23 protein-coding genes are annotated in these 26,348 nt (G+C 63.9%); 16 read left to right on the plus strand and 7 right to left on the minus strand.

Features of this window, described 5'->3' with window-relative positions; translation table 11 throughout:
• Window positions 1–3: 3 nt before the first annotated feature.
• Window positions 4–678, minus strand: a complete 675-nt coding sequence (rpiA, locus tag OCX61_RS01190) for a ribose-5-phosphate isomerase RpiA (protein ID WP_060485716.1) — start codon at window positions 676–678, stop codon at window positions 4–6.
• Window positions 679–811: 133 nt separating this feature from the next.
• Here rpiA and ilvA point away from each other — a divergent pair, with 133 nt between their 5' ends.
• Both ilvA and OCX61_RS01200 read left to right on the plus strand, forming a co-directional pair.
• Window positions 812–2,326, plus strand: a complete 1,515-nt coding sequence (ilvA, locus tag OCX61_RS01195) for a threonine ammonia-lyase, biosynthetic (RefSeq protein WP_085676351.1) — start codon at window positions 812–814, stop codon at window positions 2,324–2,326.
• 149 nt (window positions 2,327–2,475) lie between these two features.
• Window positions 2,476–2,901, plus strand: coding sequence for a DUF2269 domain-containing protein (locus OCX61_RS01200; RefSeq protein WP_261942276.1), 426 nt, complete (start codon window positions 2,476–2,478; stop codon window positions 2,899–2,901).
• Between the two features lie 123 nt (window positions 2,902–3,024).
• Here the strand turns inward: OCX61_RS01200 and OCX61_RS01205 are convergent, their stop codons facing one another.
• Complete coding sequence (locus OCX61_RS01205) at window positions 3,025–3,681, minus strand: histidinol-phosphatase (protein ID WP_261942277.1); 657 nt, start codon at window positions 3,679–3,681, stop codon at window positions 3,025–3,027.
• Window positions 3,682–3,822: 141 nt separating this feature from the next.
• Here OCX61_RS01205 and OCX61_RS01210 point away from each other — a divergent pair, with 141 nt between their 5' ends.
• Together OCX61_RS01210 and ptsP are read left to right on the plus strand one after the other, a co-directional pair.
• A complete protein-coding gene (locus OCX61_RS01210) occupies window positions 3,823–4,302 on the plus strand; it encodes an RNA pyrophosphohydrolase (RefSeq protein ID WP_003249017.1) in 480 nt (159 codons plus the stop codon).
• Window positions 4,303–4,324: 22 nt separating this feature from the next.
• Window positions 4,325–6,604, plus strand: a complete 2,280-nt coding sequence (ptsP, locus tag OCX61_RS01215; RefSeq protein WP_261942278.1) for a phosphoenolpyruvate--protein phosphotransferase — start codon at window positions 4,325–4,327, stop codon at window positions 6,602–6,604.
• 115 nt (window positions 6,605–6,719) lie between these two features.
• Here the strand turns inward: ptsP and OCX61_RS01220 are convergent, their stop codons facing one another.
• Window positions 6,720–7,466, minus strand: coding sequence for an NRDE family protein (locus tag OCX61_RS01220; RefSeq protein WP_261942279.1), 747 nt, complete (start codon window positions 7,464–7,466; stop codon window positions 6,720–6,722).
• Window positions 7,467–7,595: 129 nt separating this feature from the next.
• On the opposite strand from OCX61_RS01220, the gene OCX61_RS01225 reads away from it, so the two are divergent.
• The 3 genes from OCX61_RS01225 to OCX61_RS01235 are packed head-to-tail and all read left to right on the plus strand — an operon-like array spanning window position 7,596 to window position 10,224.
• Window positions 7,596–8,378, plus strand: a complete 783-nt coding sequence (locus OCX61_RS01225; RefSeq protein ID WP_261942280.1) for a sulfite exporter TauE/SafE family protein — start codon at window positions 7,596–7,598, stop codon at window positions 8,376–8,378.
• Window positions 8,379–8,394: 16 nt separating this feature from the next.
• Window positions 8,395–9,201 (plus strand): prolipoprotein diacylglyceryl transferase, encoded by an 807-nt coding sequence (gene lgt, locus OCX61_RS01230; RefSeq protein ID WP_079230092.1) that lies wholly within the window; start codon window positions 8,395–8,397, stop codon window positions 9,199–9,201.
• A 51-nt stretch (window positions 9,202–9,252) separates the two neighbouring features.
• Window positions 9,253–10,224: a thymidylate synthase gene (locus OCX61_RS01235; RefSeq protein WP_261942281.1), complete on the plus strand. Its 972-nt coding sequence runs from the start codon at window positions 9,253–9,255 to the stop codon at window positions 10,222–10,224.
• A 118-nt stretch (window positions 10,225–10,342) separates the two neighbouring features.
• Here OCX61_RS01235 and cadR read toward each other — a convergent pair whose 3' ends face one another.
• The gene (cadR, locus tag OCX61_RS01240; protein ID WP_261942282.1) at window positions 10,343–10,786 is read right to left on the minus strand and encodes a cadmium resistance transcriptional regulator CadR; all 444 of its coding nucleotides are present in this window, start codon (window positions 10,784–10,786) and stop codon (window positions 10,343–10,345) included.
• A gap of 83 nt (window positions 10,787–10,869) precedes the next feature.
• Between cadR and OCX61_RS01245 the strand changes: the two genes are divergently transcribed.
• The 7 genes from OCX61_RS01245 to OCX61_RS01275 all read left to right on the plus strand — a co-directional run bounded on the left by OCX61_RS01245 (window position 10,870) and on the right by OCX61_RS01275 (window position 19,954).
• Window positions 10,870–13,122 (plus strand): heavy metal translocating P-type ATPase, encoded by a 2,253-nt coding sequence (locus tag OCX61_RS01245; protein ID WP_261942283.1) that lies wholly within the window; start codon window positions 10,870–10,872, stop codon window positions 13,120–13,122.
• Between the two features lie 9 nt (window positions 13,123–13,131).
• Window positions 13,132–14,001, plus strand: a complete 870-nt coding sequence (locus OCX61_RS01250) for a LysR family transcriptional regulator (RefSeq protein ID WP_261942284.1) — start codon at window positions 13,132–13,134, stop codon at window positions 13,999–14,001.
• A gap of 218 nt (window positions 14,002–14,219) precedes the next feature.
• Window positions 14,220–15,278 carry a putative 2-aminoethylphosphonate ABC transporter ATP-binding protein gene (locus OCX61_RS01255; protein WP_261942285.1) on the plus strand — a complete coding sequence of 353 codons (1,059 nt, stop codon included), beginning with the start codon at window positions 14,220–14,222 and terminating at the stop codon, window positions 15,276–15,278.
• Window position 15,279: 1 nt separating this feature from the next.
• The gene (locus OCX61_RS01260; RefSeq protein ID WP_261942286.1) at window positions 15,280–17,004 is read left to right on the plus strand and encodes a putative 2-aminoethylphosphonate ABC transporter permease subunit; all 1,725 of its coding nucleotides are present in this window, start codon (window positions 15,280–15,282) and stop codon (window positions 17,002–17,004) included.
• Between the two features lie 30 nt (window positions 17,005–17,034).
• Entirely contained in the window at window positions 17,035–18,060 is a 1,026-nt protein-coding gene (locus tag OCX61_RS01265; RefSeq protein ID WP_261942287.1) for a putative 2-aminoethylphosphonate ABC transporter substrate-binding protein, read from the plus strand.
• Between the two features lie 17 nt (window positions 18,061–18,077).
• Window positions 18,078–18,626, plus strand: coding sequence for a phosphonate degradation HD-domain oxygenase (locus OCX61_RS01270; RefSeq protein WP_261942288.1), 549 nt, complete (start codon window positions 18,078–18,080; stop codon window positions 18,624–18,626).
• Between the two features lie 80 nt (window positions 18,627–18,706).
• Window positions 18,707–19,954, plus strand: coding sequence for an IS256 family transposase (locus OCX61_RS01275; protein ID WP_261940477.1), 1,248 nt, complete (start codon window positions 18,707–18,709; stop codon window positions 19,952–19,954).
• A 155-nt stretch (window positions 19,955–20,109) separates the two neighbouring features.
• Here the strand turns inward: OCX61_RS01275 and OCX61_RS01280 are convergent, their stop codons facing one another.
• Window positions 20,110–21,474 carry a GTPase/DUF3482 domain-containing protein gene (locus OCX61_RS01280; protein ID WP_261942289.1) on the minus strand — a complete coding sequence of 455 codons (1,365 nt, stop codon included), beginning with the start codon at window positions 21,472–21,474 and terminating at the stop codon, window positions 20,110–20,112.
• Window positions 21,467–22,858: a DUF2868 domain-containing protein gene (locus OCX61_RS01285; protein WP_261942290.1), complete on the minus strand. Its 1,392-nt coding sequence runs from the start codon at window positions 22,856–22,858 to the stop codon at window positions 21,467–21,469. The genes OCX61_RS01280 and OCX61_RS01285 overlap by 8 nt, the downstream gene beginning before the upstream one ends.
• Before the next feature lie 54 nt (window positions 22,859–22,912).
• Here OCX61_RS01285 and OCX61_RS01290 point away from each other — a divergent pair, with 54 nt between their 5' ends.
• Entirely contained in the window at window positions 22,913–23,428 is a 516-nt protein-coding gene (locus OCX61_RS01290) for a dihydrofolate reductase (protein ID WP_261942291.1), read from the plus strand.
• 121 nt (window positions 23,429–23,549) lie between these two features.
• Here OCX61_RS01290 and OCX61_RS01295 read toward each other — a convergent pair whose 3' ends face one another.
• Entirely contained in the window at window positions 23,550–24,941 is a 1,392-nt protein-coding gene (locus tag OCX61_RS01295) for an L-cystine transporter (protein WP_261942292.1), read from the minus strand.
• A gap of 242 nt (window positions 24,942–25,183) precedes the next feature.
• Between OCX61_RS01295 and pchP the strand changes: the two genes are divergently transcribed.
• The gene (pchP, locus tag OCX61_RS01300; protein WP_261942293.1) at window positions 25,184–26,239 is read left to right on the plus strand and encodes a phosphorylcholine phosphatase PcpP; all 1,056 of its coding nucleotides are present in this window, start codon (window positions 25,184–25,186) and stop codon (window positions 26,237–26,239) included.
• The last annotated feature ends 109 nt before the right edge of the window (window positions 26,240–26,348 follow it).

Genomic DNA, 26,348 nt, shown 5'->3' on the forward strand with positions numbered 1-26,348 from the left:
CCTTTACTCGGCCTTGAGGGTCTTCACGCCTTCAGCGGTACCCAGCAGCAGCAGGTCGGCAGGGCGCGCCGCGAACAGGCCGTTGGTCACCACGCCGACGATGGCGTTGATCTGTGCTTCCAGCTCCACCGGGTTGGTGATCTGCAGGTTGTGCACATCGAGGATCACGTTGCCGTTGTCGGTCACCACGCCTTCCCGGTACACCGGGTCGCCGCCCAGTTTCACCAGCTGACGCGCCACGTGGCTGCGGGCCATCGGAATGACCTCGACCGGCAGCGGGAAGGCACCCAGCACAGGTACCAGCTTGCTGCCATCGGCGATGCAGATGAAGGTCTTGGCCACGGCCGCGACGATCTTCTCGCGGGTCAGGGCCGCGCCACCGCCCTTGATCAGGTTCAGGTGTGCGTCGCTTTCGTCGGCGCCGTCGACATAGAACTCCAGCTCGCTGACGCTGTTCAGCTCGTAGACCGGGATGCCATGGCCCTTCAGACGCTGGGCAGTGGCCTCGGAGCTGGCGACCGCGCCATCGAAGGCGGTCTTGTGCTGGGCCAGGGCGTCAATGAAGAAGTTGGCGGTCGAACCGGTGCCGACGCCGACGACGCTCTTTTCATCCAGCTTCGGCAGAATGAAGTCGACAGCGGCCTGGGCGACGGCCTGTTTGAGTTGGTCCTGGGTCATGCGGGCTCCGGAAAGGGGCAGGGCGGTAATGAAAGGAGCCTAGTATAACGGCTCGGGCGGCTTTGCTGTGGTCGCCCGACGTAGCGCTGGGGTAGACTCGCAGCCCTTGTCCCGCGGCCAGTGATGCTTTCCGATGCTCGAACAGTACGTCAAGAAGATCCTCACCTCGCGCGTCTACGACGTCGCTGTCGAAACCCCGTTGCAGAGCGCCGGGCAGCTGAGCAAGCGCCTGGGCAACCAGATCTTGCTCAAGCGCGAAGACTTGCAGCCGGTGTTCTCGTTCAAGATCCGCGGGGCGTACAACAAGCTGGCGCAGTTGACCCAGGAAGAGCTGGCCCGTGGCGTGGTCACCGCTTCGGCTGGCAACCATGCCCAGGGCGTGGCCCTGGCGGCTCGCGAGCTGGGCATCAAAGCCACCATCGTGATGCCCAAGACCACCCCGGAGATCAAGGTCGAAGGTGTGCGCTCGCGCGGCGGCAAGGTGGTGCTGCATGGCGATTCGTTCCCCGAAGCGCTGGCCTACTCGCTGAAACTGGTCGACGAGAAAGGCTTCGTCTATATCCACCCCTACGACGACCCGCACACCATCGCCGGCCAGGGCACCGTGGCGATGGAAATTCTCCGTCAGCACCCGGGCCAGCTGGACGCGATCTTCGTTCCGGTGGGCGGCGGTGGCCTGATTGCCGGTATCGCGGCCTATGTGAAATACCTGCGCCCGGAAATCAAGGTGATTGGTGTCGAGCCGGACGACTCCAACTGCCTGCAAGCAGCGATGGCGGCTGGCGAGCGCGTGGTGCTGCCGCAGGTCGGGCTGTTCGCCGACGGCGTGGCGGTGGCGCAGATCGGCCAGCACACCTTCGACATCTGCCGCCACCATGTGGATGAGGTGGTGACGGTAAGTACCGACGAGATCTGCGCGGCAATCAAGGATATCTACGACGATACCCGCTCGATCACCGAACCTGCTGGTGCGCTGGGTGTTGCGGGCATCAAGAAGTACGTCGAGCTCAAGGGCGTGACCGGGCAGACCCTGGTCGCCATCGACTCGGGCGCCAACGTCAACTTCGACCGCCTGCGCCATGTCGCCGAGCGCGCCGAGCTGGGCGAGAAGCGCGAAGCCATCATCGCCGTGACCATCCCTGAGCGCCCGGGCAGCTTCAAGGCTTTCTGCGAGGCCATCGGCAAGCGCCAGATCACCGAATTCAACTACCGCAAGCACACGTCCGATGAGGCGCACATCTTTGTCGGCGTGCAGACCCACCCGGAAAACGACCCGCGTGCGGCGCTGGTGCAGCACCTGATCGATCAGGGCTTCCCGGTGACCGACCTGACCGACAACGAACTGGCCAAGCTGCACATCCGCCATATGGTCGGAGGCCATTCGGCGGGCGCCAGCGACGAGATCGTGCTGCGCTTCGAGTTCCCCGAGCGGCCGGGGGCGTTGTTCAACTTCCTCACCAAGCTGGGCGGGCGCTGGAATATCTCGATGTTCCACTACCGCAACCACGGTGCGGCTGACGGGCGTGTGGTCGCTGGCCTGCAGGTGCCGGAGGATGAGCGCCACCTGGTGCCAGCGGCGCTGGCCAAGATCGGCTACCCGTATTGGGACGAGACCGATAACCCGGCGTACAAGCTGTTCCTGGGCTGAGAAGCTAAGCTAGGGCTGATGGCTTTTTCGTGGGCAAGCCCGCTGCCACAGGAGCTCCGAGTAATTCAGAGCCTGCGCAGTACCTGTGGGAGCGGGCTTGCCCGCGAAGAGGCTAACGAAAAAATGGCCTGCTGAAGGACAACTGGGAAATGGAACACCTGACCACACTCAAGACCCTGCACATCATCGCCACCGCGCTGTTGCTGCTGGGCGCCCTCGGTCTGGCAATCTGGACCGTGCGCGCTCGTCGCCAGGGTGATGCCGAGGCCTATGCCAAGCTGCTGCGCCGGCCGCTGGTGTTCGTCTGGCTGGTGATGGGGGTGTGCCTGGTGAGCATGCCGTTCACCGGCTGGTGGCTGGTGCACCTGGTGGGCTGGCCGCTGGGGCAGACCTGGGTGCTGGCGTCCAGCGTCATCTATACGCTTGGCGCGTTTGCCGGCTGGTGGCTGCTGGTGCGGCTGAACCGGCTGCGCAAGGCTGAAGTGGTGGGGCTGCGGTTTACCCTGGTGCTGGCTGTGTTCAGCGGGGTGTGCTTGCTGTCCATTGCCGGGCTCATGGGCGCCAAGCCAGTCTGACAGCCCTGTTTTACCAATGCCGGCCTCTTCGCGGGTGAACCCGCTCCCACAGGTACTGCGGTGCTCTGAAGGGCAGTGATATTCCTGTGGGTTTAACCCGCGAAGAGGCCGGATCAGGAATGCTCAATCCCTGAGAGAAATCACCGGCCAGCCACGCTTCTCGGCCTCGGCCCGCAGATTCGGGTCCGGGTCCACCGCCACCGCATGCCTCACCCGCTCCAGCAACGGTAGGTCATTCATCGAGTCGCTATAGAAATAGCTGTCCTCGAGATCAAAGCCGTTCTCCATCATCCAGCGCTCCAGCCGCGTCACCTTGCCTTCACGGAAACACGCTATATCGGTACTACGCCCGGTATAGCGGCCGTCGTGGGTCTCGCATTCGGTTGCCAGCAGCACCCGCACACCCAGGCGCCGGGCGATGGGCGCGGTGACGAAGCGGTTGGTGGCCGTGATGATCACCAGCTGGTCGCCAGCCTCGCGGTGCTGCTGCAGCAACGCCAGGGCCTTGGGCAGGATGATCGGCTCGATGCAGTCACGCATGAAGTCGCGGTGCCATTCGTCGAGCTGGGCCGGCTCGGTGGCGGCCAGGATCTCCATGGAAAAGGCCAGGTAGGCCTGCAGGTCCAGGGTGCCGTTCAGGTAGTCCTGGTAGAAAGCATCGTTGCGATTCTTGTACGCAACCGGGTCGAGAATGCCCCGTTCGCACAGGTAGTCACCCCAGGCGTGGTCACTGTCACCACCGAGGAGGGTATTGTCCAGGTCGAATAAAGCCAGGCGCATCGCGGTCACTCGTCTCAGCCACAGGGTAGGCCCGCAGAATACGGAGTTTTCACCGCACTGCACATAAGCTTGGCGGGCGCGTTGCTGCGCTCGCAGGCTTTGTGGAACAATGCGGTGACATGCGTTTGCGAGGTTGCTGCCGTGATCGACCCGGATGGTTTTCGCCCCAATGTTGGGATCATTCTGACGAATGATGCCGGGCAGGTGCTATGGGCTCGACGGATCAACCAGGATGCCTGGCAATTCCCGCAGGGTGGCATCAACCCTGACGAGACGCCGGAAGATGCCCTGTACCGCGAGCTGAACGAAGAAGTTGGCCTTGAACGCGACGATGTGGAAATTCTTGCCTGCACCCGCGGCTGGTTGCGTTATCGTTTACCCCAGCGGCTGGTCCGCACCCACAGCCAACCGCTGTGTATCGGCCAGAAGCAAAAGTGGTTTTTACTGCGCCTGGTGAGCAATGAACAACGGGTGCGGATGGACCTGACCGGCAAGCCGGAATTCGACGGCTGGCGCTGGGTCAGCTATTGGTACCCGCTGGGCCAGGTGGTGACGTTCAAGCGTGAAGTCTACCGCCGCGCCCTGAAAGAGCTTGCACCGCGTCTGCTGACGCGCGACTGACGACGGAGTTCGACCCCGAGCCATGCTCAATACGCTGCGCAAGATCGTCCAGGAAGTGAACTCCGCCAAAGATCTCAAGACGGCGTTGGGGATCATTGTCTTGCGCGTCAAGGAGGCCATGGGCAGCCAAGTCTGCTCGGTGTACCTGCTCGACCCGGAAACCAACCGCTTCGTGCTGATGGCTACCGAAGGCCTGAACAAGCGCTCCATCGGCAAGGTCAGCATGGCCCCCAACGAAGGCCTGGTCGGCCTGGTCGGTACCCGGGAAGAGCCGCTGAACCTGGAAAACGCCGCCGATCACCCGCGTTATCGCTACTTTGCCGAAACCGGTGAAGAGAAATTCGCCTCCTTCCTCGGTGCGCCGATCATCCACCACCGTCGCGTGGTCGGGGTACTGGTCATCCAGCAGAAGGAGCGCCGCCAGTTCGATGAAGGCGAAGAAGCCTTCCTCGTCACCATGAGCGCCCAGCTCGCCGGGGTTATCGCCCACGCCGAAGCCACCGGCTCGATCCGTGGCCTGGGCCGCCAGGGCAAAGGCATTCAGGAAGCCCGCTTCGTTGGCGTGCCGGGCTCGCCGGGCGCCGCTGTCGGGCGGGCCGTGGTCATGCTGCCGCCAGCCGACCTGGAAGTGGTGCCGGACAAGACCGTCGATGACATCGACGCCGAGCTGAAGCTGTTCCAGAACGCCCTCGAAGGCGTGCGCGAAGACATGCGCAAGCTGTCGGCCAAGCTGGCCACCCAGCTGCGCCCGGAAGAGCGCGCGTTGTTCGACGTGTACCTGATGATGCTCGAAGACGCCGCCCTCGGTGGTGAGGTGATCGAGGTCATCAAGACTGGCCAGTGGGCCCAGGGCGCCTTGCGCCAGGTGGTTGGCGAGCACGTCAACCGCTTCGAACTGATGGACGACGATTACCTGCGCGAGCGCGCTTCGGACGTGAAGGACCTTGGCCGGCGTCTGCTGGCCTACCTGCAGGAAGCCCGCTCGCAGTCGCTGGTGTATGCCGACAACACCATCCTGGTCAGTGAAGAACTGACCCCGGCGATGCTCGGTGAAGTGCCGGAAGGCAAGCTGGCAGGCCTGGTCTCGGTATTGGGTTCGGGCAACTCCCACGTCGCCATCCTTGCCCGCGCCATGGGTATCCCAACGGTGATGGGCCTGGTCGACCTGCCGTATTCCAAGGTCGATGGCATCGAGATGATCGTCGACGGCTACAAGGGCGAGGTGTTCACCAACCCCAGCGACGTACTGCGCAAGCAATACAGCGAAGTGGTCGAGGAAGAACGCCAACTGGCCCAGGGCCTCGACGCCCTGCGCGAGCTGCCGTGTGTCACTCCTGATGGCCACCGCATGCCGCTGTGGGTCAACACCGGCCTGCTCGCCGATGTGGCGCGTGCCCAGCAGCGCGGTGCCGAGGGCGTTGGCCTGTACCGTACCGAAGTACCGTTCATGATCAACCAGCGCTTCCCCAGCGAAAAGGAGCAGTTGGCGATCTACCGTGAGCAGCTGGCGGCCTTCCACCCGCTGCCGGTGACCATGCGCACCCTCGATATTGGTGGTGACAAGGCGCTGTCGTACTTCCCGATCAAGGAAGAAAACCCGTTCCTTGGCTGGCGCGGCATCCGCGTCACCCTCGACCACCCGGAAATCTTCCTGGTCCAGACCCGTGCCATGCTCAAGGCCAGCGAGGGCCTGAACAACCTGCGCATTCTGCTGCCGATGATTTCCGGCATTCACGAGCTGGAAGAAGCTCTGCATCTGATCCACCGTGCCTGGGGCGAGGTGCGTGACGAAGGCACCGACGTGCCGATGCCGCCGGTGGGCGTGATGGTGGAAATCCCGGCGGCGGTTTACCAGACCAAGGAACTGGCGCGGCAGGTGGACTTCCTCTCGGTCGGTTCCAACGACCTGACCCAGTACCTGCTGGCGGTGGACCGCAACAACCCGCGGGTCGCCGACCTTTACGATTACCTGCACCCGGCAGTGCTGCAGGCGCTCAATACCGTGGTGCGTGATGCCCATGGCGAAGGCAAGCCAGTGAGCATCTGCGGCGAGATGGCCGGTGACCCGGCGGCGGCAATCCTGTTGATGGCCATGGGCTTCGACAGCCTGTCGATGAACGCCACCAACCTGCCGAAGGTGAAGTGGATGCTGCGCCAGGTGAACATGAGCAAGGCCAAGGAGTTGCTGGTCGAAGCCTTGAGCCATGACAACCCGCAGGTTATCCACAGCTCATTGCAACTGGCCCTGAAGAACCTCGGGCTGGCGCGGATGATCGGTCCAGGGGCGAACAAAACCCTTTGATCAGCGTTGGCTTCTTCGCGGGCAAGCCCGCTCCCACAGGTACTACACCGGTCTTGAGGGTAGTGTGTGACCTGTGGGAGCGGGCTTGCCCGCGAAGAGGCCGGTGCAAACAACATCACACTTCCAGGCTGATTTCCCCAAGATGCCCGCCAAAGGGCCCGAAACTGCGCTCCACCAGCCGCCTTCTCCCTCGATCATCCACGATCAGCACGGTACTCGCCCGCGTGCCATAGTTCTGGCTGGCAATGAACACGCTCGACAGCAACTTCTCGGTCGCCACCCCCACGCCGGTCTCTGGTAGCTCAGCGTCGGCTGCCGGCTCGTTATCCGCCAGCAACGCCAGCAATTGCTGGGGGTCGGCCGTGTCCAGCAGCCCCTGCAACCCCGTGCGTGCTTTCACCAGCTTCGGCCATGGCGTATCCAGCCCGGCATTGGAAAGCCCGTACACCCCGGCCTCCAGCAAGCGCGGCGCCACGTCCCGGGCATGCAGGTAGCCCAGCTGGCGGCTATCTCCCACCAACAGGTTGAAGCCTGAGTATTGCCCACTGCGGCTGGCCACCTGGTCGAGGTAGGCCTCCACCCCCAGTTCACCCTGCAGATACGCCGCTACCAATTCGCCCCGCGAGCGTGGCCCCAGCGCCTGCCCAGGGTCGCGAATGTTGGTCAGCGCCGCGAAGCGCCCCTGCGGGCCGACGCCAAGCCAGGTGCCACCGGCCTCCAGGTCGCGCCCGGCATGCACCCCCGGGGCATCGTCCCAGGCTGCCAGGGCCTGGGTCGGCCGGGCATAGAACTCGTCACGGTTGGCCGCGACGATCAGCGGCAGGGCATGCCCTGGCCGCCAGGCGAATACGATCAGGCACATCGGTTGGACCTCTGTGTTTTTGCCCACTGTACCCACTGCATGGGTGTCGATCCATCCTGTCACAGAGTTCACTAGAGCCACGAGCCCGGCTTCCGTTACCATGCCGGATTGTTCTCTCGGGGAAGACGAATGGAATTCGTGCTCTATCTGCTGTTGGGCGCCTGTGCCGGTGTGCTGGCCGGGCTGTTCGGCGTGGGCGGCGGCATCATCATCGTGCCGGTGCTGGTGTTCAGCTTCACCCTGCAAGGTTTCGACGCGTCGGTGCTGACCCACCTGGCCGTCGGTACCTCGCTGGCGACCATCGTCTTCACCTCGATCAACGCCGTGCTCGAACACCACCGCAAGGGTGCGGTGCAGTGGCCGATCTTCGCCTGGATGACCCTCGGCATCCTCATTGGCGCAGGCATCGGCGCCAAGACTGCTTCGCTGATCCAGGGCCCGCAGTTGCAGAAGATCATCGGCGTGTTCGCCCTGATCATCGCCGCGCAGATGGCCCTGGACCTCAAGCCCAAGGCCAGCCATGACATCCCTGGCAAGCCGGCATTGATCGGCGCCGGCGGGGCGATCGGCTGGGCCTCGGCCATCTTCGGCATCGGTGGCGGCTCGCTGACCGTGCCGTTCCTGACCTGGCGCGGCCTGCCGATGCAAAAGGCCGTGGCGACCTCATCGGCCTGTGGCCTGCCAATCGCCCTGGCCAGTGCCCTGAGCTTCATGCTGCTGGGCTGGCATGAGCAGCACCTGCCGCCCCACAGCCTGGGTTTCGTCTACCTGCCGGCGCTGGTCGGCATTGCCGTGACCAGCATGTTTTTCGCGCGCTTCGGCGCGCGCCTGGCGCACAAGCTGTCGCCACGCCTGTTGAAACGCCTGTTCGCAGCCTTGCTGTTCTGCGTCGGCCTCAGCTTTCTGATTTGAATCAAGAGGAAGTTCCATGCTGCCTTACCCGCAGATAGACCCCGTGGCCGTAGCCCTCGGGCCACTGAAAATCCACTGGTACGGCCTGATGTACCTGGTCGGCATCGGCGGCGCCTGGCTGCTGGCCTCGCGCCGGCTCAACCGCTTCGACCCGACCTGGACCCGCGAGAAACTCTCCGACCTGGTGTTCTGGCTGTCGATGGGCGTGATCGTCGGTGGGCGCCTGGGTTACGTGCTGTTCTATGACCTGCATGCCTACCTGGCCAACCCGACGCTGATCTTCGAAGTGTGGAAGGGCGGCATGTCGTTCCACGGTGGCTTCATCGGTGTGATGCTGGCCGCATTGTGGTTCGGCAAGCGCAACAACAAGTCGTTCTTCGAGCTGATGGACTTCGTCGCGCCGCTGGTGCCGATTGGTCTGGGTGCCGGGCGCATTGGCAACTTCATCAACGCCGAGCTGTGGGGCAAGCCTACCGATGTGCCTTGGGCGATGATCTTCCCGCCGTTCAGCGACCCGGCCCAGCTGCCGCGCCACCCGTCGCAGCTTTACCAGTTTGCCCTTGAAGGCGTGGCGTTGTTCGTCATCCTCTGGCTGTTCTCGCGCAAGCCGCGGCCAACCATGGCGGTTTCCGGCATGTTTGCGCTGTTCTACGGCATCTTCCGTTTCATCGTGGAATTCGTCCGTGTGCCGGACGCGCAGCTCGGTTACATCGCCTGGGGCTGGCTGACCATGGGTCAGATTCTCTGCGTGCCGATGATCCTGGCTGGCCTTGGCCTGATCTGGTGGGCTTATAATCGCAAACCCACGGCGAAACCCGCCTGATTATTCCCACGGCAGGGGTGATCCCCCTGCCGTTTTTGTTACAGGTAAGCCATGAAACAGTATCTGGACCTGGTCCGCGACGTTATCGAGAACGGCACGCTGCAAGGCAATCGCACCGGCATCCGTACCATCAGCCTGCCGGGCGCCATGCTGCGTTTCGACCTGCAGAAGGGCTTTCCGGCCATCACCACGCGCAAGCTGGCATTCAAGTCGGCGATCGGCGAGATGGTCGGCTTCCTGCGTGGCGTGAAGAACGCCGGTGAGTTCCGTGAGCTGGGCTGCAAGGTCTGGGACCAGAACGCCAACGAGAACGCCCAGTGGCTGGCCAACCCGTTCCGCCAGGGCCATGACGACCTGGGTGAGATCTACGGCGTGCAATGGCGCCAGTGGCCGGGCTACAAGCGCATCCCGCTGAGCAACCCGGCGGCCATCGAAATGGCCGAGAAGGCGGGCTTCCGCCGCATCGCCCAGGACGAAGAGGACGGCGTGGCGTTCGTCATCCTGTACAAGGCCATCGACCAGGTGCGCCAGTGCCTGGACACCATCGTCAACGATCCGGGCAGCCGGCGCATCCTGTTCCATGGCTGGAACTGCGCCCAGCTCGACGAAATGGCCCTGCCGCCCTGCCACCTGCTGTACCAGTTCCACCCGAATGTCGAGACCAAGGAGATTTCCCTGACCCTCTACATCCGCTCCAACGACCTGGGCCTGGGCACGCCGTTCAACCTCACCGAGGGCGCGGCGCTGCTGTCGCTGTTCGGCCGCCTGACCGGCTATACCCCGCGCTGGTTCACCTACTTCATCGGCGATGCCCATGTGTATGAGAACCACCTGGACATGCTCAACGAGCAGCTCAAGCGCGAGCCGCTGGAAGCGCCGAAGCTGGTGATCAGTGACCGTGTGCCGGAGTTTGCCAAGACCGGCAAGTACGAGCCGGAGTGGCTGGAGAAGATCGAGCCGAGCGATTTCAGCCTGGAAGGCTATGAGCACCATGCGCCGATGACCGCGCCGATGGCCGTCTGATAGTTCAGGTTTGGCTGAGCTGGCCTTTTCGCGGGCAAGCCCGCTCCCACAGGTACATCACAATCTCAGGCTTGTGGTGATCCCTGTGGGAGCGGGCTTGCCCGCGAATGATTTCGGCTCAATGCCCGTGGCTTCGGCCTACATGGGAATGCTCGGTTTCCGGGACCGATACCGCCCCGTTCGTCTCCAGTTGCTGCAAGATCGCGCACTCCGCCCCCTGCGCATTGCAGCGCCGTCGCAGCTCCACCAGCTGCTCCTGCAATGCCACCAAGCCATCGATCCGCGCCTGCACATGCTCGATATGCTCGTCGATCAGTGCATTGACGCTGCCGCATGCGTCGTCGGGGCTGTCGCGCAGGCGTAGCAGGCTGCGGATCTCGTCCAGGGTCATGTCCAGGGTTCGGCAGTTGCGGATGAAGGTCAGCCGCTCGACGTGGGCCTGGGTGTACTGCCGGTAGTTGCCCTCGGTCCGGGCTGGCTCCGGCAGCAGTTGTTCACGCTCGTAATAACGGATGGTCTCCACGGCGCAATCGGTGGCTTTGGCCAGTTCTCCGATCTTCATGACGAAATCTCCAGCAAGTGGCTTGACCCTATAGTGGCTACAGGGTGTTCACTTGGCAACAGGCTCAATTTAAGGATGACCCCATGAACCAGCCTGTCAGCCACGAACACAAGCATTCACACGATCATGCCCATGGCGATGAACACCATGGCCATGCCGTCCACGGTCACAGCTGCTGTGGCTCCAGCGCCACGCCCGCTCTGGTGCAACTGAGCGAGAAGGCTAGCAGCCATGCTCGACTCAGCCGCTTTCGCATCGACGCCATGGACTGCCCTACCGAGCAAACCCTGATCCAGGACAAGCTGGGCAAGCTGGCGGGCATCGAGCAGCTGGAATTCAACCTGATCAATCGCGTGCTCGGTGTGCGCCATACCTTGAGCGGCACGGGTGAAATCGAGCGCGCCATCGACAGCCTGGGCATGAAGGCCGAGCCACTGGCCGCAGAGGACGACGGGAGCACCCTTGCAGCACGGCCGCATCAGACTCGCTGGTGGCCGCTGGCCCTGTCGGGTATCGCCGCGATCACCGCCGAAATCGTGCACTTCGCCAACCTCGCGCCGGAGTGGGTTGTTGCCGCGCTCGCGCTGGCGGCAATCCTCGGTTGCGGCCTGGGTACCTACAAGAAGGGCTGGATCGCCCTGAAGAACCGTAACCTCAACATCAATGCGCTGATGAGCATTGCCGTGACCGGCGCCGTGCTGATTGGCCAGTGGCCGGAAGCTGCCATGGTCATGGTGCTGTTCACCGTCGCCGAACTGATCGAGGCGCGCTCGCTGGACCGTGCACGCAATGCCATCGGTGGGTTGATGCAGCTGGCTCCGGACATGGCCACGGTGCAGCAGACCGATGGCCAGTGGCGTGAGATGGAGGTGCGTGAGGTGGCAATCGGCGCCCTGGTTCGGGTGCGACCGGGCGAACGCATCGGCCTGGATGGCCAAGTGATCAGTGGGCAATCCAGCGTCGATCAGGCGCCGATCACCGGCGAAAGCCTGCCAGTGGAAAAGGCAATTGGCGACAAGTTGTTCGCCGGTACCATCAACCAGGCCGGTGCCTTGGAGTACCGCGTGACGGCAGCCGCCGGGCAGTCGACTCTGGCGCGCATCATCAAGGCCGTCGAAGAAGCACAAGGGGCGCGTGCGCCTACCCAGCGTTTCGTCGATCAGTTCTCACGCATCTACACCCCAGTGGTGTTCGCCGTGGCCCTGGCAGTGGCGGTGATCCCGCCGTTGTTCATGGCAGGTGCCTGGTTCGACTGGGTGTACCGTGCGCTGGTGCTGCTGGTGGTTGCCTGCCCCTGTGCGCTGGTCATCTCCACCCCGGTGACCATTGTCAGCGGTTTGGCCGCTGCGGCGCGCAAGGGCATCCTGATCAAGGGCGGGGTCTACCTGGAAGGCGGGCGCAAGCTGGACTTCCTGGCCCTGGACAAGACCGGCACCATCACCCACGGCAAACCGGTGCAAACCGATGCCAAGGTGCTTGAGCCCCTGTTCGAGAGCCGGGCCCAGGCGTTGGCAGCAAGCCTGGCCGACCGTTCCGATCACCCGGTGTCGGGCGCCATCGCCCAATTCGCCAAGGCACAGCACCTGCCGCTGAGCGAGGTCAGCGAATTCGCTGCCCTGGCCGGCCGCGGCGTGCGTGGTGATATCGACGGCGAAACCTACCACCTGGGCAACCACCGGCTGGTCGAGGAACTGGGGCTGTGCTCGGCGGAGCTGGAAGCCCAACTGGATACGCTGGAGCGCCAGGGCAAGACCGTGGTGCTGCTGCTCGACCGTTCCGGGCCGTTGGCACTGTTCGCCGTGGCCGACACAGTCAAGGACAGCAGCCGCCAGGCGATCGCCGAATTGCACGCGTTGGGCATCAAGACCGTCATGTTGACCGGCGACAATCCGCACACCGCCCAGGCTATCGCCGCGCAGGTGGGTATCGACCGCGCCGAAGGCAATCTGCTGCCGGCCGACAAGCTGCAGAGCATCGAGCAGCTGTACGCCGAAGGGCACCGGGTGGGCATGGTCGGGGATGGCATCAACGACGCGCCAGCCCTGGCCCGTGCCGAAATCGGCTTCGCCATGGCGGCGGCGGGTACCGACACGGCGATCGAAACCGCCGACGTGGCGCTGATGGACGACGACTTGCGCAAAATCCCGGCGTTCGTCAGGCTGTCGCGCCAAAGTGCGGCGATCCTGACGCAGAACATCGTTCTGGCGCTGGGCATCAAGGCGATATTCCTGGCGATCACCTTTGCCGGCATGGCCACCATGTGGATGGCGGTGTTCGCCGACATGGGCGTGAGCCTGCTGGTGGTGTTCAACGGTCTGCGCCTGTTGCGCAAATGAGGTCCTGCAATGCTGAGTGCCGAGCTCAAAGCCTTCTACATGGTGGCCCGTCAGGGCAGCATCACCCTGGCGGCGAAGAAGCTCGGGCTCAGCCAGCCGACGGTGACCACGCAGATTCGCAACCTGGAAAGCCACTATGCGGTGGAGCTGTTCTACCGCGGTGGCCGGCGCCTGGTGTTGAGCGAAGAGGGCGTGCGCCTGCTGCCGATGGTCAAGGCGTTGCTGCAGCAGGAGGCCGACATCGAGTTCGAGTTGCGCAACAGCGGCCAGGCCCAGGGCAGCTTGCGCATTGCCGCCACTGCGCCGTACTACATCCTCGACCTGGTGAAGATCTTCCGCGAGCGCCTGCCCCAGGTCGAGGTGGCGGTGGAGATCGGCAACTCGCAGCAGGTGCTGGAGATGCTCGAGGACTACCGGGTGGATATCGCCGCCTCATCGCAGCTGCTGGAGGATGCGCGGCTGGTACGGCGGGCGCTTGGCGCCGACCCGCTGGTGGTGGCGGTGCACCGTAATCATCCGTTGGCCCATCGCCAGGCGGTAGGCATTGATGTAGTGGCGGGGCATTGTCTGCTGATGCGCGAAAAGGGCTCTACCACGCGCAAGCTGACCGAGCAGATGATGCTGGATGCCGGGGTCAAGGCCGGGGCGTTACTGGAAATTGGCAGCCGCGAGTCGATCCGCGAGGCGGTGCTGCGCAACATCGGCATCAGCGTTATTGCCCGCCATGAGGTGCCGCACAACCCCGAACTGAGGGTGCTGGCGTTGGAGAATGCGCCGGTGATGCATGAGTACCTGTATTGCCTGAAGGAACGGCGCCAGGCCCGGTTGCCGGCGGCTTTCCTGGGTGTGGCGCAGGAAGTGGTGGGTTCGCACCTCTAAATCGGTGTTGGTTTCTTCGCGGGTAAACCCGCTCCCACAGGTACCGCGCAGGCTTCAAGCGCTAAAGAGATCCTGTGGGAGCGGGTTTACCCGCGAAGGGGGCCTGAAGGCCACTACAAAATCTGCCTATACCACTATCAGCGTCTTTGGCCTGAAAGCCACAGAACCTTCGCACAGCCCGCCTAGCATGGCCCTCACTTGTTCGATGAGGCCTTGCCATGAACCACGCCACCCCAGGCGCACAGATGAAAGTGCGCGGTATCCACAAGCGTTTCGGTGCCTTCACGGCGCTCAACGATGTGTCTCTGGACATCGCCGCTGGCGAGCTGGTCTGCCTGCTCGGCCCATCCGGTTGCGGCAAGACCACCCTGCTGCGCTGCATCGCCGGCCTCGAACGCCAGGACCGTGGCGTGTTGTACATGGGGGAGCGCGACATCTCCGAACTGCCGCCCCAGGCCCGTGACTACGGCATCCTGTTCCAGTCCTATGCGTTGTTTCCCAACCTGACCGTCGAAGCCAACATCGCCTACGGCCTGACCGGCAGCAGCCGCGACCAGAGCCGTCAACGTGTGGCAGAAATGCTCGAACTGGTTGGCCTGTCGGGTAGCGAAAAGAAATACCCCGGCCAGCTGTCCGGCGGTCAGCAGCAACGCGTGGCCCTGGCCCGTGCGCTGGCGCCGTCGCCGTCGCTGCTGCTGCTCGACGAACCGATGTCGGCGCTGGATGCCCGGGTGCGTGAGCACCTGTGCACCGAGCTGCGCCAGCTGCAGCGAAAGCTGGGCATCACCACGCTGATGGTCACCCACAACCAGGACGAAGCCATGCTCATGGCCGACCGCATCGCGGTGATGAACAACGGTCAGGTGGAGCAATACGCCACTGCGCAGGAGATCTACGACCAGCCCGCCACGCCGTTCGTCGCCGAGTTCGTCGGCCAAGGCAACTGGCTGCCGTTCCAGCGCAGCAGCGAGAGCCATGCCCAGGTCGGCGCCATGAGCATGCGCCTGGCGACCAACGCGGGTACTGCCCGCAGCGGCCGACTGTTCTGCCGCCCGGAGGCAATCGCCGTGAACCCATTGGTGCATGAGGAAAACCTGTTCCCCGCCAAGGTTCGTGAAATTACCTTCCTCGGCAACCGCTGCCGCATGAGCTTCGAGCTCAAGGCCCTGCCCGGCCATGCCCTGCTCGCCGAACTGGCGCCTGAGGCCATGCCGCGCTTGGGCTCGCAGGATATCTGGGTGGCGCTGCCACCGCAGAGCCTGCAGGTGTTTGCCTGAGATGCCTGCGCCAATGTCCCTGCCGCTGACCCAGACCAAACCTGCACCACGCGGCGACGTCGCCCTGGGTGACCGCCTGTTCGTCGTCGGTGGCAAGAGCCTGCTGCTGGTTCTGCTGCTGCTGGCCGTGGTGATGCCGTTGCTGGCCATTTTCTGGAAAGGCTTCAGCGGTGAAACCGGCCAGGGCGGTGGCTTGCTGGCCGCCCGCGAGTTGTTTGCCAGCGCAAACTTCCACTGGCTGCTCGGCAACAGCCTGGCGGTGGCCTGCACCGTGGCGGTGCTCGTGGTGCCGCTGGCTTACCTGTTTGCCTACGCCTTGCAGCGCACGCTGATCCCGGCCAAAGGCCTGTGGCGGGGCATCTCGTTGCTGCCGCTGCTGGCGCCGTCGATGCTCCCGGCAATTGCCCTGGTCTATCTGTTCGGCAACCAAGGCCTGCTGCGCAGCCTGCTCAGCGACAACATCTATGGCTTCTGGGGCATCGTGCTCGGCGAGGCCATCTACACCTTCCCCCATGCGCTGATGATCCTGCTCTCGGCGCTGTCGCTGGCAGACGCGCGGCTGTTCGACGCCGCGTCGAGCATGGGCGCCGGTCCGTGGCGGGCGTTTTGCAGCATCACCTGGCCAGCCACGCGTCAGTCGGTGTTCGCCGCGTTCTGCCTGGTATTCACCTTGACCATCACCGACTTCGGCGTGCCGGTCGTGGTCGGCGGCGACTATCAGGTGCTGGCGCTGGAAGCCTACAAGGCGGTGGTCGGCCAGCAGCAGTTCGGCCGTGGCGCGTTGATCGGCATGGTGCTGTTGCTGCCAGCGCTGTTCAGCTTCGGCGTCGATGCCTGGCTGCGTCGGCGCCAGGGCCAGGCGATGAGCGGCCGTGCCCAGGTGTTCGAGCCCACCCCGTCACGTTGCCGTGATGCCTGCTTCCTGGCCATTGTGCTACTGGTCTGTGCGGCGCTGCTGGTAGTGATCGGCATGGCGGTGTACTCGTCGCTGGTGACGTTCTGGCCGTACAACCTGACCCTGTCGTTCAAGCACTACCTGTTCGACGACACCGCCGGTGGCGGCTGGCTGGCCTACCGCAACAGCGTGACCATGGCTATGTGCACTGCGCTGATCGGCAGTATCGTGATCTTCACCGGTGCCTACCTGATGGAGAAAACTCAAGGCCAGCGCCTGCTCAACCAAGCCCTGCGTCTGCTCAGTTTCATCCCTATGGCGGTACCTGGGTTGGTGCTGGGCCTGGGCTACGTGTTCTTCTTCAACCTCAGTGGCAACCCGCTGCACGTGTTCTATGGCGGCATGGCGCTGCTGGTGCTGTGCACCATCGCCCATTACCTGACCACCGCACAGATGACCGCTGCCACCGCGCTGCGCCAGCTCGACGGCGAGTTCGAGGCCGCCGCGCTGTCGCTCAAGGCGCCGCTGTACAAGCACTTCGTGCGGGTCACCGTGCCGATCTGCCTGCCGGCGCTGCTGGACATCATCCGCTACCTGTTCGTTTCGGCGATGACCACGGTGTCGGCGGCGATCTTCCTCTACAGCCCTGACACCATCCTCGCCGCCGTCGCCGTGTTGAACATGGACGATGCCGGCAACGTTGGCGGTGCCGCCGCCATGTCGGCCCTGATCCTGCTGACCAGCGCCGCCGCCTCGCTGCTGCTGGCCGCTGCTTCCCGCGGCCTGCTGCGCCGCTCCCAGGCCTGGCGCCAGCGCGCCTCCGGCCATTGACCGACTGCCCACACTGATAGGAAACGCATCATGTTCAAGCCCCTCGCACTTGCCGCTGCCGTATCCGCCGTCTTCAGCCTGCAGGCTTCGGCCGCCGCCACCCAGCTGACCGTGTACACCGCTCTGGAAGCCGAGCAGCTCAAGAGCTACAAACAGGCCTTCGAAAAGGCCAACCCGGACATCGAGATCAAGTGGGTGCGTGACTCCACCGGCATCATCACCGCCAAGCTGCTGGCCGAAAAGGAGCGCCCGCAGGCTGACGCAGTCTGGGGCCTGGCCGCCTCCAGCCTGGCCATCCTCGACCAGAACGGCATGCTCGAAGCCTACGCGCCGAAAGATCTGGGCAAGATCTCGGCGAACTACCGAGATGCCGCCAACCCGCCCGCTTGGGTCGGCATGGATGTGTGGGCCGCGACCCTCTGCTTCAACACCGTCGAAGCCGAGAAACAGGGCCTGAGCAAGCCGCTGAGCTGGCAGGACCTGACCAAGCCGGAATACAAGGGCAAGATCGTCATGCCCAACCCGGCCTCGTCCGGCACCGGCTTCCTCGACGTCAGCGCCTGGCTGCAGACTTTCGGCGAGCCTCAGGGTTGGGCCTATATGGACGCTTTGCACCAGAATATCGGCCAGTACGTACACTCAGGCTCCAAGCCCTGCAAGCTGGCGGCGGCGGGCGAGTTCCCGATCGGTATCTCGTTCGAGTACCCGGCCGTGCAGCTCAAGCGCCAGGGTGCGCCGCTGGAGATCGTGCTGCCGAAGGAAGGCCTGGGCTGGGAGATCGAGGCCACCGCCGTGATCAAGGGTTCGCCGAAGGCTGACGCGGCCAAGCGCCTGGCTGATTTTTCGGCAAGCCCGGCGGCCATGGAACTGTACAAGGACAACTTTGCCGTACTGGCCGCGCCAGGTATCGCCAAGCCGCAGACCGAATTGCCGGCCGATTATGAACAGCGCCTGATCAACAACGACTTTGCCTGGGCCTCGAAGCACCGCGACGAGATCCTCAGCGAATGGCGCAAGCGCTATGACGGCAAGTCGGAGAAGGTGGCGCAACAATAAGCCCGGGAGTGAAGCCCATGCCCACGCCAACCCAGACCATCGACACGCTGTTCTCCTTGTATGAGCAGCATGGTAGCGACGACTACATCGGCGAAGCCGTCAATCAGCTGGAGCACATGTCCCAGGCTGCGCAGTTGGCCATGGCTGAAGGCTTCGACGATGAAGTGGTACTGGCAGCATTTTTCCACGACATCGGCCACCTGTGCGGCGGTGAAGCCAGCATGGGGGGCTATGGCGTGGTCAGCCATGAGCGCGTCGGTGCCGAATACCTGCGCCGTTGTGGCTTCGGCGAGCGCATGGTGCGGCTGGTGCAGTATCACGTGGAAGCCAAGCGTTACCTGACCTTGCGCCAGCCGGGGTATTACCAGCGGTTGAGCGAGGCGAGCCGGGGCACCCTGGAGTACCAAGGGGGTGTGATGAGCGTGGCCGAGGCGGATGCGTTCGAGCGGGATCCGCTGTTCGCAGTGAGCTTGCGGATGCGCGAATGGGACGAGATGGCCAAGGAGGTCGGGGTACCGGTGATGGATCTTGGGGCGCTGAGGGATAAGGCACTGGCCTTGCTCTGAATGATGCCTGTATCGGCCCTTTCGCGGGGAGGGTGTCAGAAATTTTGTGTTCGGGCATAACATGAGTAAGAGGTGCATGTATGCCAACCAAAAAGAAACCCCTGCGTGACCTGCCCAAAATCCCCAAGGAGCTGCTGGAGCAGTTCGGTGAGGGCCTGATGACCGCAGAAGCTATCGAGGATGCCTCTGCGGCGTTCAAGAAGGCCTTGATCGAACGCGCTCTGCATGCCGAGCTTGGCCACCACCTGGGTTATCCGCCGGGCGCGCAGCGCCCGGAGGATGAAACCAACCAGCGCAACGGCAAAAGCGGCAAGACAGTGCTAACCGGCGATGGGCCTCTGCGCTTGGATATCCCTCGCGACCGTGACGGCAGCTTCTCGCCCATCCTGATCCCCAAACATGAGCGCCGTTACACTGGCTTCGACGACAAGATCATCGCCATGTACGCCCGTGGAATGACAGTCAGAGAGATCCGGGCCTTCCTGTCCGAGCAGTATGGAACCGACGTTTCACCCGACTTCATCAGCTCTGTGACAGACGAGGTCATGGACGAAATTGGCGCGTGGCAACAGCGGCCATTGGAGCCGATGTACCCGGTCATTTTCTTTGATGCGCTGCGGGTGAAGATTCGCGAAGAAGGCCTGGTGCGCAACAAGGCCATTTACTTGGCTTTGGGCGTTCTACCCGACGGGACGCGCGACATCCTGGGCATCTGGATCGAGAACACTGAGGGTGCGAAGTTCTGGATGAAGGTGTTCAACGATCTCAAGACACGTGGCGTCGAGGACGTGCTGATTGCCGTGACCGATGGCCTTAAAGGCATGCCAGAAGCCCTCAGCGCCGTGTTTCCAGAGACGACATTGCAGACGTGCATCGTGCATCTGATCCGCAACAGCCTGGACTACGCGGCCTGGGACAAACGGCGCGCACTGGCCAAGGAACTGAAACCGATTTACCAAGCCATCAATGCCGAAGCGGCTGAGCAAGCACTCGATGAGTTTGAGAGCGGGCCGTGGGGTGAGAAATATCCAACGGTGGTGGCTGCCTGGAGACGCGCCTGGGATCGCGTGATTCCATTCTTTGTCTTTCCGCCCGCCATCCGGAAGGTGATCTATACCACCAACGCGATCGAGAGCATCAACGCCCAGCTACGCAAGGTCATCAAGACCCGAGGGCATTTCCCGAATGATGACGCAGCGACCAAACTGATTTGGCTGGGATTGCGCAACATAACAGCCAATTGGGGAAAACCGGCCCATGATTGGAAAAGCGCGATGAATCAATTTGCGATTCTGTACGGAGATCGGTTCATCAGGCCAACCTGGTGAAGATCAGGGCCTGCCTGACGGCAGGCCGTTACCGGCCCGCACACAAAAAATCTGACACTTCCTTCGCGGGTAAACCCCCAGGATTACTGCCAACCTGAGATTTGCAGTGATCCTGTGGGAGCGGGTTTACCCGCGAAAGGGCCAGACCTGCTGAATCAGATCTGTGAAACCAGCGCTTCCAGCTGCTCCTGCCGCTCAGCCTGATTCAGCTTCGCCCCGGGGTTAAGGGTCGACCACTGTGGATGCGCCCGCGCCTTGCTCAAGGCCTCTGGCAGTTTGCCTTCTCGCCAAGCCTTTTCATCCACGGCCCCCAGCTTGATGCTGTCCTGCGCCGCATGCCCCCGGCCATCCAGTGCCACCATCAGTTGCTGCTGACGCAATGCCAGCAGCCGCAGCACCGTGTCATCCACCGTCAGCTCACGCTGCCCCTTCAGTTTGCCCATGAGTCGCGACCCATAGTTGCGCGCAGTCTGCAGCGCACCACCGGCGATCGCGCCGGCCAACGCTGCCGCGCCGAGGGTCAGGCCGCCAACCAACAGGTCAACGCCGGCCCCGGCCGCCGCCCCGGCCGCCACGCCGCTGCCCAGACGGACCCCCAGCAACTTCAGGGTTTCGGGATTGAACAGGTCATCGCCCCAACGGCCATTCAGCAGCGGCAAGTCACCGGCATTGGCATCCTCGCGGCGGAAGGCATACAGCTTGAGCAGTGCCTCGACGCAGCGCTGCTCACGCTGGCGTACATCCTCGCGCAAGGCCTCGATGGCTCGCGCTTCTGCGGCAGGTTCGGCCTCGACACTGCGCCGGCAGGCGGCGCAGTCGAGTAGCAGTTCGGCGATCAGCCGCTTGCCGCTGTGCTGGCGTGCCAGGCGCTGGGCCTGTTGGTCTTCGATCAGCCGTTGCAGGGCCGGTCGGGCGTCCTCCAGCAGCAGCGCCAGGCTCTCGTACAACCGGCGTTCGCCATCTTCCGGCGGCGCCACGCTGTCGAACCGCACCAATGCGTGAAGCCCAAGCCGGGCAAGGGCTTCACGCCATTGCGGCTCGCGGTGCTGGCTGCTGGCGACGAAGTTGAGCACCGGCAACAGCGGTTTGCCGCAGCTGGCCAGCACTTCCAGCTCGTCACGGTACTTGGCCAGCACCGGCTCGCGGGCGTCGATCACATATAGGCCGGCATTGCTCGCCAGCAGCTGACGCAGCACCTTGGCTTCCTGCTCGAAGCGCTGGCGCGCCTCGCTGCCCTGCAGGAAGCGTGCGAGGCGGGCCGGGCCGTCCAGGCGCTCACCGGGGCGTTCCAGGCGCTCGAGGTAGTCGAGCAGGGCGATGGCGTCTTCCAGGCCGGGGGTGTCGTAGAGCTCGAGCAGCGGTTCGCCGTCCACCGACAGCCGCGCACCTTCGACGTGGCGGGTGGTGCTGGGGCGGTGCGAGACCTCGCCGAAGCCGACGTCGCGGGTGAGGGTGCGCAGCAGCGAGGTCTTGCCGACGTTGGTGTGGCCGACCACGGCCAGTTTCAGCGGCTCAGTCATGGCCATGCTCCAGCCAGGTCAGGGGCGAGGTGTCGGCATGGGGCAGGCCCAGGCGATCCAGGGCGTCGTGCCAGTCGCCCAGGCGCTCGGCGTCCAGGGCTTGGCCGGGGGCTGCCTGCAGCAGCCAGATGCGGGTGGCGCCGGCATGGCGAGCCAGTTCTGCGAGCAACGCCAGGCTGCCGCGATCGGGCGAGCGCCGTGGGTCGCAGGCGATGGCCAGGCGTGCCGGCGGAAAACGGCTGAGCTGTTCGAGCAGCTTGTTGCGTGATTCGCGGCTATCGAGCACGCCAGCGTCGGTCACAACCTTGGGCAGGGCGGGTGGCCAGGGGTGCTGGTCGTCCAGTTCCAGGCCCACCAGCAGCGCGCCGCTGCTGCCGCTTTCCAGCTGGCCAGCCTGGAATTGCGGCAGCGCATCGGGGGCGGCATCCTGCACGCCGATGCGTTCGCTGCGTGGCATCAAGGCGTCGCGCAATTGCGCGTAGCCGGGCAGGCTGAGGTCAAGCGTCAGCTGGGCGCGGCCCTGGCGCCAGCGCCACAGGCACAGCCCGGCCAGCAGCAGGCGTGGCAGCAGGCCGTACACCAGCACCACGCCGAGCAGCCAGCTGGCCCAGGCCTGGCGGGCGATAGCCAGGGCGGGGAGGGTGTCGCCGCTGGCGCGGATCATGGCCTCGTCCGGCACGGCGAAACCGAGCACCGCGGGCACTGCGCCGAGGGCTTGAGTCAAGTGAATGAACGGATCGGCGGCAAGTAGCGTGGTTTCCCAGACGAAGCCGTAGCGGCGGGTTGCCAGCAGGGTCAGCAGCATGCCCAGGGCCGCGACCATCGCCAGCAGCCACAGGCCGTGCACAAGGGCGCCAAGCAGCCAGCGGTTCAGGCGCTGGCGTTGCAGCAGCACCAGCAGTGCCGGTGCCAGGTGCGCTGCCTTGGCGTCGCGGGCGAAGCGTTCACTCAACCACAACCACAGGCGGCCGAGGCTGGCGCCGTGCTCGCCGCTCAAGGCAAAACCCACGGCCCAGCCCAGCAGCATCAGCAGGTTCAGCCCGAGCAGGCTGCCCAGGGCCCAGAACACATTGACCGGGCGCTGCCCGTCACCGAGGGCGGCGAAGGCCAGGCCCGCACCGCTGAACACGGCCAGCAGCATCAAGGCCAGCAGCGCCAGGCGTGCGCCCTGCTTCCAGTGGCGCAAGGCCGTGGTCATGCCATCGCGCTCGGCCAGCCAAAGTGCACGGGTTTCGATGCGCGCCGCCAGGTCGCCGCCCTGTTGGCGGGCGTGGCGGTTGGCCTCCTGGTCGTCCAGGAGGCCTGCGTGTTCCTCGCGCAGGCGTACCGCTTCGGTGAGCCAGCGCTTGTCCAGTGGTGTCGGTACAGTCACAAGGTCTTCCATTGCGTGGTTCAGGGCAGAAGCATAACCCACACGCCCGATGCTATCCTCGCTGGCATGAATACATCACTCCCCCTCAGCCTGATCGCGGCCCACGCCGAGAACCGCGTGATCGGCATCGACAACTCCATGCCCTGGCACCTGCCGGGGGACTTCAAGTACTTCAAGGCCACCACCCTGGGCAAGCCGATCATCATGGGGCGCAAGACCTGGGATTCACTGGGCCGGCCGTTGCCGGGGCGGTTGAATATCGTGGTCAGCCGGCAGGCAGGGCTGGAACTGGCCGGCGCCGAGGTGTTCGCCTCGCTGGAGGCCGCAGTGGCGCGGGCCGAGCAGTGGGCGCGCGAGCAAGGCGTTGGTGAGCTGATGCTGATTGGCGGGGCGCAGCTGTATGGGCAGGCGCTGGAAAAGGGACTGGTGAGCCGGATGTACCTGACGCGGGTCGAGTTGGCACCGAAAGGGGATGCCTGGTTCCCAGCGTTCGATGAGGGCCAGTGGAAGCGGGTGTCGAGCGAGGCTCAGGCTGAAGAAGGCAAGCCTGCCTACCACTTCGAGGTTTGGGACAAGATCTGAACGTGCCGGGGCTGCTTCGCAGCCCTTCGCGGGCAAGCCCGCTCCCACATTGAACGGTGTAAGCAGGGATCTTGTGGGAGCGGGCTTGCCCGCGAAGGGCCGCGCAGCGGCCCCGGTGCAATCAGGAGTGGCTCAGCTCGGCATGCTCGTCGCCGGCCAGCACATCCTTGTCAGTCTCTTTCAACAGTTGGCTGGTGACCACGCCCGCTGTCATCGAGCCATTCACGTTCAACGCCGTGCGCCCCATGTCGATCAGCGGCTCCACCGAAATCAGCAGCGCCACCAGCTCGACCGGCAGGCCCATGGCCGGCAGCACGATCAGCGCGGCGAAGGTTGCACCACCACCTACGCCGGCAACCCCCGCCGAACTCAGCGTCACAATCGCCACCAGGGTCGCAATCCACAGCGGGTCGAAGGTATCGATGCCCACCGCTGGTGCCACCATCACTGCCAACATGGCCGGATACAGGCCTGCGCAGCCGTTCTGGCCAATGGTGGTACCGAACGATGCACTGAAGCTGGCAATCGACTGCGGCACGCCCAGGCGACGGGTTTGCGCTTCGATGTTCAGCGGGATGCTGGCGGCGCTGGAGCGGCTGGTGAAGGCAAAGGTCAGCACCGGCCAGACCTTGCGGAAGAAACGCAGCGGGCTCACGCCGGTAGCCGCGAGGATGATGCCGTGGACCACGAACATCAACGCCAGGCCCAGGTACGACACCACCACGAAACTGCCGAGCTTGAGGATGTCTTCCAGGTTCGAGCTGGCCACCACCTTGGTCATCAGCGCCAGCACGCCATAGGGGGTGAGCTTCATGACCACGCGCACCAGGCGCATCACCCAGGCTTGCAGGGTATCGATGGCCGACAGGGCGCGCTCGCCTTTCTCGGCGTCGTCCTTGATCAGCTGCAGCGCGGCCAGGCCGACGAACACGGCGAAGATCACCACGCTGATGATCGAGGTCGGCTTGGCCCTGGCCAGGTCGCCGACCGGGTTGCTCGGGATGAACGACAGCAGCAACTGCGGGATATTCAGGTCGGCGACCTTGCCCACGTAATCGCTGTGGATAACCTGCATGCGCGCGCTTTCCTGGGCGCCGGCCACCAGCCCTTCGGCGCTCAGGCCGAACAGGTTGGTCAGGACAATGCCGATCAGTGCGGCAATGGCGGTGGTCAGCAACAGCGTGCCGATGCTCAGCACGCTGATGCGGCCCAGCGACGAGGCGTTGTGCAGGCGGGCCACGGCGCTGAGGATCGAGGCGAAGATCAGCGGCATGACGATCATCTGCAACAGCCCGACGTAGCCGTTGCCGACCAGGTCGAGCCAGCTGATGGTGGCCTTGAGTACCGGGTGGCCGGCGCCGTAAAGGGTGTGCAGGGCCAGGCCGAACGCCACGCCCAGTGCCAGGCCCAGCAGGACCTTCTTGGCCAGGCTCCAGTCGGTGCGGCGGGTTTGCGCCAGGCCCAGCAGCAAGGCCAGGAACGCCAGCAGGTTGAGAGACAACGGCAGGTTCATTGAAGCTCCAGGAAAAAGCAGAAGAGGCATCGCCTCTGGTGAGCGATTGCGAACGGAAATGCTAACAGCCTGAAAACAAACGAATTTATACCCAAAGGTAATTTGCTTAGTCGTTTATGGAATAACAGGTTGTCGCAAATGGCAATGAACAAGACGTTTACAGCTGCGTGCAGGTCGCTGTGAGGGCCTGCAAGCGGCGAGTGTTGCACTAGCGTTTGCAGGTCATTTCAGGAGATCTGCACATGAAGTTCGCTCCGAAAGCCGTCGCCCTCGGCCTGTCCCTGCTGTTCAGTATCGAAAGCTTCGCTACCGAGCTCAAGCACTGGCCCGCCGATGCGGCCAGGCAGCTCGACGCCATGATTGCCGCCAATGCCAATAAAGGTAACTACGCAGTCTTTGACATGGACAACACCAGCTACCGCTACGACCTCGAAGAAGCGCTGCTGCCGTTCATGGAGAACAAGGGGCTGCTGACCCGCGACAAACTCGACCCGTCGCTCAAACTGATTCCGTTCAAGGACACGGCCGAGCACAAGGAAAGCCTGTTCAGCTACTACTACCGGCTGTGCGAAATCGACGACATGGTCTGCTACCCATGGGTGGCACAGGTGTTTGCCGGCTTCACGCTCAAGGAACTCAAGGCTCAGGTCGACGAGCTGATGGCCTCCACCAAGCCGATCCCCAGCACCTATTTCGAAGGCGACCAGGTCAAGACCATCGAGGTGCAGCCGCCGAAGGTCTTCACTGGCCAGGCCGAGCTGTACAACAAGCTGATGGAGAATGGCATCGAGGTCTATGTGATCTCGGCGGCGTCCGAAGAGCTGGTGCGCATGGTCGCTGCCGATCCCAAGTACGGCTACAACGTCAAACCGCAGAACGTGATTGGCGTCAGTCTGTTGCTCAAGGATCGCGCCAGTGGCCAGCTGACCACGGCACGCAAGCAGATCGCTGCCGGGCAATATGACGCCAAGGCCAACGAAGGGCTTGAGCTGACGCCTTACCTGTGGACCCCGGCCACCTGGATGGCAGGCAAGCAGGCGGCGATCCTGACCTATATCGATGAATGGAAGAAGCCGGTGCTGGTGGGAGGCGATACGCCGACCAGCGATGGCTACATGCAGTTCCATGGCGTGGATGTGAACAAGGGCGGCATCCACCTGTGGATCAACCGCAAGGCCAAGTACATGGACCAGTTGAACGGGATGATCGCGAAGAACGCGGCGGCGCAGGCCAAGGAAGGGTTACCGGTGACGGCGGACAAGAACTGGGTGATCGTGACGCCGGAACAGATCCAGTAAGCCTTGTGTTACTTGAGCGGACCTCTTCGCGGGTAAACCCGCTCCCACAGGCATGGCACCGCTCTAAAGGGCTGTGCAGTCCCTGTGGGAGCGGGTTTACCCGCGAAGA

Source organism: Pseudomonas sp. LRP2-20 (assembly GCF_024349685.1).
Lineage (GTDB): Bacteria > Pseudomonadota > Gammaproteobacteria > Pseudomonadales > Pseudomonadaceae > Aquipseudomonas.

Excerpts from the sequence above, each read along its gene's own strand:
- OCX61_RS01220 (WP_261942279.1), bottom strand. The coding sequence starts at position 7,466 with ATGTGCCTGATCGTATTCGCCTGGCGGCCAGGGCATGCCCTGCCGCTG.
- OCX61_RS01200 (WP_261942276.1), top strand. The coding sequence starts at position 2,476 with ATGGAACACCTGACCACACTCAAGACCCTGCACATCATCGCCACCGCG.
- OCX61_RS01255 (WP_261942285.1), top strand. The coding sequence starts at position 14,220 with ATGAACCACGCCACCCCAGGCGCACAGATGAAAGTGCGCGGTATCCAC.
- lgt (WP_079230092.1), top strand. The coding sequence starts at position 8,395 with ATGCTGCCTTACCCGCAGATAGACCCCGTGGCCGTAGCCCTCGGGCCA.
- cadR (WP_261942282.1), bottom strand. The coding sequence starts at position 10,786 with ATGAAGATCGGAGAACTGGCCAAAGCCACCGATTGCGCCGTGGAGACC.
- OCX61_RS01260 (WP_261942286.1), top strand. The coding sequence starts at position 15,280 with ATGCCTGCGCCAATGTCCCTGCCGCTGACCCAGACCAAACCTGCACCA.
- ilvA (WP_085676351.1), top strand. The coding sequence starts at position 812 with ATGCTCGAACAGTACGTCAAGAAGATCCTCACCTCGCGCGTCTACGAC.
- OCX61_RS01205 (WP_261942277.1), bottom strand. The coding sequence starts at position 3,681 with ATGCGCCTGGCTTTATTCGACCTGGACAATACCCTCCTCGGTGGTGAC.
- OCX61_RS01225 (WP_261942280.1), top strand. The coding sequence starts at position 7,596 with ATGGAATTCGTGCTCTATCTGCTGTTGGGCGCCTGTGCCGGTGTGCTG.
- OCX61_RS01235 (WP_261942281.1), top strand. The coding sequence starts at position 9,253 with ATGAAACAGTATCTGGACCTGGTCCGCGACGTTATCGAGAACGGCACG.
- OCX61_RS01270 (WP_261942288.1), top strand. The coding sequence starts at position 18,078 with ATGCCCACGCCAACCCAGACCATCGACACGCTGTTCTCCTTGTATGAG.
- OCX61_RS01250 (WP_261942284.1), top strand. The coding sequence starts at position 13,132 with ATGCTGAGTGCCGAGCTCAAAGCCTTCTACATGGTGGCCCGTCAGGGC.
- pchP (WP_261942293.1), top strand. The coding sequence starts at position 25,184 with ATGAAGTTCGCTCCGAAAGCCGTCGCCCTCGGCCTGTCCCTGCTGTTC.
- OCX61_RS01290 (WP_261942291.1), top strand. The coding sequence starts at position 22,913 with ATGAATACATCACTCCCCCTCAGCCTGATCGCGGCCCACGCCGAGAAC.
- OCX61_RS01295 (WP_261942292.1), bottom strand. The coding sequence starts at position 24,941 with ATGAACCTGCCGTTGTCTCTCAACCTGCTGGCGTTCCTGGCCTTGCTG.
- rpiA (WP_060485716.1), bottom strand. The coding sequence starts at position 678 with ATGACCCAGGACCAACTCAAACAGGCCGTCGCCCAGGCCGCTGTCGAC.
- OCX61_RS01275 (WP_261940477.1), top strand. The coding sequence starts at position 18,707 with ATGCCAACCAAAAAGAAACCCCTGCGTGACCTGCCCAAAATCCCCAAG.
- ptsP (WP_261942278.1), top strand. The coding sequence starts at position 4,325 with ATGCTCAATACGCTGCGCAAGATCGTCCAGGAAGTGAACTCCGCCAAA.
- OCX61_RS01265 (WP_261942287.1), top strand. The coding sequence starts at position 17,035 with ATGTTCAAGCCCCTCGCACTTGCCGCTGCCGTATCCGCCGTCTTCAGC.
- OCX61_RS01285 (WP_261942290.1), bottom strand. The coding sequence starts at position 22,858 with ATGGAAGACCTTGTGACTGTACCGACACCACTGGACAAGCGCTGGCTC.
- OCX61_RS01280 (WP_261942289.1), bottom strand. The coding sequence starts at position 21,474 with ATGACTGAGCCGCTGAAACTGGCCGTGGTCGGCCACACCAACGTCGGC.
- OCX61_RS01245 (WP_261942283.1), top strand. The coding sequence starts at position 10,870 with ATGAACCAGCCTGTCAGCCACGAACACAAGCATTCACACGATCATGCC.